The sequence below is a fragment of the Vibrio sp. 2017_1457_13 genome (genome assembly GCF_030851525.1).
GTDB lineage: Bacteria > Pseudomonadota > Gammaproteobacteria > Enterobacterales > Vibrionaceae > Vibrio > Vibrio metschnikovii.
The window spans coordinates 344,447-350,446 of the sequence record NZ_VHTA01000006.1 but is presented as its reverse complement, the minus strand read 5'-3'; the positions used below and the strand labels follow the sequence as shown (position 1 = coordinate 350,446).

The 6,000-nt window shown below is 48.2% G+C and carries 7 protein-coding genes; all 7 read right to left on the bottom strand.

What is annotated here, in order from left to right; genetic code table 11:
* On the bottom strand, positions 1 to 1,010 hold a 1,010-nt coding region (locus tag FKN88_RS11025; protein ID WP_306687463.1), incomplete at its 3' end, for a phage tail protein.
* A 13-nt stretch (positions 1,011 to 1,023) separates the two neighbouring features.
* Positions 1,024 to 1,605, bottom strand: a complete 582-nt coding sequence (locus FKN88_RS11020) for a phage tail protein (RefSeq protein ID WP_306687464.1) — start codon at positions 1,603 to 1,605, stop codon at positions 1,024 to 1,026.
* Positions 1,598 to 2,803, bottom strand: a complete 1,206-nt coding sequence (locus FKN88_RS11015) for a baseplate J/gp47 family protein (RefSeq protein WP_306687465.1) — start codon at positions 2,801 to 2,803, stop codon at positions 1,598 to 1,600. Before FKN88_RS11015 ends, FKN88_RS11020 begins: the two co-directional genes overlap by 8 nt.
* Positions 2,800 to 3,132: a DUF2590 family protein gene (locus tag FKN88_RS11010; protein WP_238116721.1), complete on the bottom strand. Its 333-nt coding sequence runs from the start codon at positions 3,130 to 3,132 to the stop codon at positions 2,800 to 2,802. Before FKN88_RS11010 ends, FKN88_RS11015 begins: the two co-directional genes overlap by 4 nt.
* The gene (locus tag FKN88_RS11005; RefSeq protein WP_306687466.1) at positions 3,122 to 5,497 is read right to left on the bottom strand and encodes a phage tail tape measure protein; all 2,376 of its coding nucleotides are present in this window, start codon (positions 5,495 to 5,497) and stop codon (positions 3,122 to 3,124) included. Before FKN88_RS11005 ends, FKN88_RS11010 begins: the two co-directional genes overlap by 11 nt.
* Before the next feature lie 14 nt (positions 5,498 to 5,511).
* Positions 5,512 to 5,646, bottom strand: coding sequence for a hypothetical protein (locus tag FKN88_RS17515; protein WP_372447277.1), 135 nt, complete (start codon positions 5,644 to 5,646; stop codon positions 5,512 to 5,514).
* Between the two features lie 50 nt (positions 5,647 to 5,696).
* The gene (locus FKN88_RS11000) at positions 5,697 to 5,978 is read right to left on the bottom strand and encodes a putative phage tail assembly chaperone (protein WP_306687467.1); all 282 of its coding nucleotides are present in this window, start codon (positions 5,976 to 5,978) and stop codon (positions 5,697 to 5,699) included.
* Positions 5,979 to 6,000 lie beyond the last annotated feature (22 nt).

The window sequence follows — 6,000 nt, the reverse complement described above, 5'->3', positions numbered from 1 at the left end:
GCTATTCCAGAGGGATCGCTGGAAGTAAAACCATACATGCCTGATTGCAACTCCACAGAGACATCATTAAGAAATTCTTGCGACCAAACCCCCAACCCGTATTTATTAATTGCTTGTCTGACTCGCTCAGCTGTCCACTTTCTTGCTATCTTTGATGCTCCCGCTTCAGCTTCTGACTGTGAGACGATATCCCACTCGCGCCAGTCTTGTGCGTTGCCGCTGGCGTCTACTGCGGCTAATCGAGTGACGTAGTGCTGATAGCCTTGCTCATCGACATAATCAGATAACGGCGTGTTTGATACTCTGATGGTTGGAACGTTTACCCACTTGGATAATGTGCTGCCTTCACGAACGACATCGACATAAAGCCCGTTGGGTTTCGCTGTGACTGTGCGAGTGAGCGCTGTTTTTAGTTCACAGCGTAGACCTCCAACGTAAACAATGCCGGGGTCGATGCGATAGTCATTCGAGCTAAGTTTTACTACGTTAAAGCCTGAGATAAATGCCGTGTGGCCGTATTTGTCTAGCTGAGTTAAGCGGATTTCTTCATCGATACCAAACAAGCGGGCATGATAATCAATTTGCCATGTTGCGGGGTCGATATGGATTCCGGCAATTTCTGCTGCGCCATCGTATTCTTGGGCGACTGACTTTATTGTCGCCATTCCGCTTTCTTTGGTTTCATCGGTTTTGTGCACGATTAAACCGCATGACTCCGGTACATTTTTATCATGCAGGTACATGGCGTTGAACGTAAACGGCGCTACGTGGGATGGCACAATGATAGAGTAAATCAGTGTATTGCGATTTAAACGCGCGGTTTGATCAACGTTTTGACGATGTACGATGAAGCTTTCATCCGGTAGTCCTGTTGCTCGGTCTATCGGCTGTTTTAGGTCTAGGTTTGGGATGTAGGCGAACACGAACTCATCCAAGCTCGGCGCGGCTCCTGCTGTGATTTTGTCCAGCAAATATTGTTCAAACTGTAGTGGTATGGTCGTTTGGCTCATACATCCTCACTGGTTAATTTGTTAATTTGGCTGAAAATAGCTGAACGCTGTGGCTGAATTCGCCATGTCTAATCGATACTTTGAAGGGGAAGATCACTTCAAAGCGATAGCGGCGGCATGTGCGGCCATATTGCTCTATTAGTGTCTGAACGAGTTTGCTGTTTTTTGAGATATCACCGTCGGTGAGTTCTATTGTGCAAACGTCCCAGTCTGTTGGTGATTGGCGTTCTTTGAAATCAACTATTCCTACACCTAGGCGTTGAAAAATGCGTTTAAACCCTGCCACGCTGCCTGCGTCTTTGGCGTTGATAGCTGCGTATTTCACTCGCTTGCGAAAAAGCTCTAACGGCTCATTTGGGAAACGTTGAATGTTTCTATCCCATGCCATGTAGTTGAGTAGCTTTTCACTGCAGGTGAGCGCATCAAACTGTTGGAGCGGAAATAGCAGCCATGTTTTTACTTTTTGCATGAACGTGAAAACGCCTGAGCTTAAAAAATAGGGCTCTATTTTTTGCTCTGAGGTGGTTTGGCCGTCTTGCCACCACGGGGTTGGTTCTTGCTTTAACTGCGGTGCGTTATTATTGGCTTCACTCATCGTCTAGCTCCTTGACGATCAGCGTGGCTAATCGTGGTTGTTGTAAACCACTGACAATATCTTGCTGAATTTGTCCGTTAACGATAAATCGGACGGATTCAACAGCGGCCATGGCTCCGTGAATTTCTGCGCCGAGTTGTGACAAACTAAAGCGGCTTAGTGGCCTTGCTCTTGTCATGTCTGTATAGGCAGCGGTTTCGCGGAATGCGGCTCGGACTCTGTCTTCTACTTCAAGTAGTGCATTGACGATTTGCTGATCACTTAAGTTGTTCACTAATACGATTTCGGTCACGACATCGTAATGGCTATCGGGAATCGCTAAACAAGTCAGTAGATCACCATGGCCGTGATGTCCTAAGTCCATGATGTGTTGGTTTAACTGCTGCAGTATGTTGGGCGGCGTTTCACCGACTTCCATCAAAATATAAGCATTGGCGCTACCCGGTATGATATGCCCTGTATTTTCAAAGAAGATGTTATCGCTGCGTATTCCTGCCACTTGCGAGATAATTGAGCGGTACACATCGTCGATGTGCCATTCGCCTGAACTGGTGAATGCGGTTTGAATTCTCAATGCTAGTTCTTCATCGCTTTCTACGTCTGCGCCAAGTCGAGTTATCCAATCCGGCTCGTTAATAGCGGCATTAATGCCACTGATACCGCTTGGTAAAATATTGAAGTAACCGGCGGGTAAGTTGTAGGCGGCTCCGGCTTGCTCGGCTTCCGTCATGACTTTTCCGGTTGATTGCCCGGCATTAATCAGCGTTTCTTCGACAACAATGACTTTATAAACACGGCTATCAATGGGCAGAGTTTGGATTATGGTACCTGCCGGAACGGTGATTGCATCGGCGGCGTTATTTTTGGTTAGCGTGATGTAACCACGGGTTTTAACCGCGTCTTTTGGGGTTACGTTATGTTCCCATGCTTTTAAGACTAGCGCCCAGCGTCCAGCGGTGGCGACAAACATGTTTGGCATCACATAGCCAGCGAGCAAAGTACGAATAAGCCAGATAACGGGCGTAATAACGGCAGAACGCACCCAACGCCAGAATGGTGACATTTCCGAGTCATTGGATAGATTACTGCCTGCGCCAGATACTTCATTTTTAAGCTGAGCTTCAAGCGCTTCGGGTGTCACGGGGATACCTGAATCGGCAAGTACATCAATAAAATTTGCGGTCGGTCTTTTGCTCATGCGGTTACCTCTGTTTGAATGCGCTGGTCATAGCCGTAGGCCTGTGCTGTTAGCAAAATGACTCCGGCGGTACTTTCTTTTGCTGCTGCGGTGCCGGGGATGATGCGGATATCACGCTCTGCTCTTTGCTCAATTTGCAGCAATACATCGGCTCGTAATGTTGGATTTCGTTCAGCAACGAGTTGACGGGCTAAGCCGCTTTCCATGATCGCGTGTTTCATATCTTGCGCGATGCTGTATAAGTCGCTGCACTGCGTGGGCTGCGCTCCGGCATCTATTTTCCAGCCGCCGTCGATCACATGAATATCGATGTATTTTTTATCCGACATCTAGCTCTCTCCGCTCTTCTATCTCATCAAACGATGACGCTGATGTAGTGATGTACACATCACCAAACTGACGGATATTGCTCGTTTCTTTGGTGTGTGAACTGGTCATGTTATTGACCATGTTTTTATTCAGTTGCGGCGCTCGTTCTGGGCGCTTGTAGTCAATAAGCTGGGTATCAATAGTGTTGTCTAAGCTGCCCATTTGCGGGGTGACAGGCACTGCCATCGGCGCAAACGCTGGCATCGGCTGAATGTGTGGATTCACCGAGGCGGTTAGCTCTGGGCTGCTCAGCTCTGGCGCTGCATTTTTGTATTGCGGGTCAAGCCACACTACATTGCTTGCTTCTGGCAATGCTTGCATTTCTGGGGTTACTGATGCTGACATCGGCGCAAACGCTGGCATCGGCTGAATGTGTGGATTCACCGAAGCGGTTAGCTCTGGGCTGCTCAGCTCTGGCGCTGCATTTTTGTATTGCGGGTCAAGCCACACCACGTTGCTTGCCTCTGTCGAGAGCTGCGTTTGCATATTGGCAAACGTTGGCATTTCAATCATCGAAGGGGTGGCAGCATAAACAGGATCATTCGCGGCGTTTAATGCTGGGTTGTTTGCAAGGCTTACCGCTTGTTCGATATGGCTATCGGCTTCGAAGTCGATATTCACGCCGGGTATTTTGTTGACTAGATTAATGAACTGGCGAATGGCGTTAATAACCAGCTCGATCGGCATTAAGATACCTCTGAACACTGAACCGATGATTTTACCGACTAACTGCCCTGCGGTCGCAAACCCTGCCATGCTTTCTGTTGCTGCATCAACGGGAGTAAGTAAGCGGACTATCCAATCAAAGGCCCAACCGATGGCCGCACCGATTAAGCGGAACATTTCCACTAACGGTACGAATAACTCGGCTACGCCTGAGGCTTCAATAAAACCACTGATAAAGCCATCGAGAAACGCGAGTATGTAATCGCGGAATACCCAAATTGCGGCAATCGCCGCGCCAATCCCGATCACTAACCAAGTGATTGGGTTTGCCCAAAGCGCTGCATTAAATAACCATGCTGTGCTGGTCATGGCTAGGGTTACGATGCGTAAGATTTTAAGGACGCCTGTTAGTGAGCTGATGGTTACCATCCATCCGGCTGACATTAACTTAGCTATGCCGATAGCAAGGGAAAGTGAAGCAATTATGCCGCCGAGCGACACGGCAGCGATTCCGGCATAGCCAAGCCATTGGGTTAATTCTGGATATTGATTTAACCACTCGACTAGCCAACCGATGTTGTCGGCCATGGCTTTTGCGATGGCTTCAAATACCGGAAGTACCGCACCAAACACGGTCGCTCTTAGCGCAAAAAAGGCGGCATCGAGTCGGTTCCATTGGTCGGTCATGGCTTTAGCCATATTGATAGCCGTATCAACGGATGCGTTTTTATCTAGTTCAACAATATTGGTACGTAATGACTCGGTTTTGTCTTGCAAGTTTTGGATAAGCTTTACGGCTTCACTTGAGCCGAAGGCTTTAGATAAGATGGCAAATTGCTGATCAGTCGCCAAGTGACCAATCCGGTCTTGAATCGACTCTAAAATATCGACCATAGGGAGCATTTTCCCTTGGCTATCGAAGAACGATAAACCCAGTGCCTGTTGTGCTTTAACTGCACCGTTCAGAAACGCTGTATATTTTGTTGCCGCTTCGCCGCCGCCCATGGTTGCCGATAGCTGACCGATCACCGCCATCTGTTCCGCCATCTCTATTCCCATGGCTGTTGCTGACGAACCTAGTGATGTGAACGCTTGCGACATTTTATTACCATCGGTTTTAAACATCTGTACCGATTTGGCGGTCATACCTGTGACGCGTTCTACCCAATTTGAGTTACCGAGTGCGGCGGCATCTTTTTCAAAAATGCCGTACATGGTACCCATATAACTGGTGATGGTTGCGGTATCGGCTTTAGTCGCCGCGGCTAAAATACCGGAGTTTCTTGTAAAGTCGGATAGCTCATTGCCTTTTAAGCCAGCAATGGCCGATTGAATATCGTAAGAAGCGCCGATGAACTCCGCTGCAGACTTGCCATACTCCATTGAAAAGTCGATAGCGGTATCTTTTAAGTGGCTCAGTGTTTGATCAGCCACTTGCAATGATTTTACTTCACCGATTTTGCGATTGATTTCAATCGCTGGCATCAATGCTGTTTTGATAGCAATACCTGTCGCCACAACGCCAGCACCGCCCGTCACCATATCCTGCATACCGCTTTTGGCGGTTTTCATTGCAGTATCGATGTCTTTAGTGATGCCTTGCAGTGGCTTGGTAATTTGGTCGATTAGACCAATCTGCATCAACAGTTTGTCATCCATCGGCGATTGTGCTCTCAACGTTTAAATAATTTGGCAATGGCATTGCCTACGGCGTATTCCATGCGTTGCAATTCGTGCTTATCTATCCAAATCGCACGGGCTAAGCTTTGCGGCGAATCATCATCGTCGGGGAAGTAATACCGCCGCAGTGTGAGCGCTTGCTCGATGCCGTTCTCATCAATGCGCTCAACCCGTGCATTTAGTTTTTTAGGGTGATGGTAATGCCGCCTTTTGATGCACCATGCACCGTACTGTGTAGCTCAACGACCAAACCCGGCACCGCATTAAGTAACTCGGTCAATGCCTCTTTTTGATCAGGTTCAACGGTGCGAAGCAGATAAGTTCGCGCGGGAGCGACTTTGTTATCCGGCATCACTTCGTTGGTGTAGTTGTTGGCATCGGTCACAGTAGGCTTAAACGTGAACTCTGTGCCGTTGATTTCAACTGTGACGGGTTTGGTTGCAAAAGCTGGCTTACTCATGGTGTTTCTCTCTCTGTTGGTT

Coding starts and splice junctions, on each gene's coding strand:
- FKN88_RS11020 (WP_306687464.1), bottom strand. CDS start 1,605: ATGAGTGAAGCCAATAATAACGCACCGCAGTTAAAGCAAGAACCAACC.
- FKN88_RS11015 (WP_306687465.1), bottom strand. CDS start 2,803: ATGAGCAAAAGACCGACCGCAAATTTTATTGATGTACTTGCCGATTCA.
- FKN88_RS11010 (WP_238116721.1), bottom strand. CDS start 3,132: ATGTCGGATAAAAAATACATCGATATTCATGTGATCGACGGCGGCTGG.
- FKN88_RS11005 (WP_306687466.1), bottom strand. CDS start 5,497: ATGGATGACAAACTGTTGATGCAGATTGGTCTAATCGACCAAATTACC.
- FKN88_RS11000 (WP_306687467.1), bottom strand. CDS start 5,978: ATGAGTAAGCCAGCTTTTGCAACCAAACCCGTCACAGTTGAAATCAAC.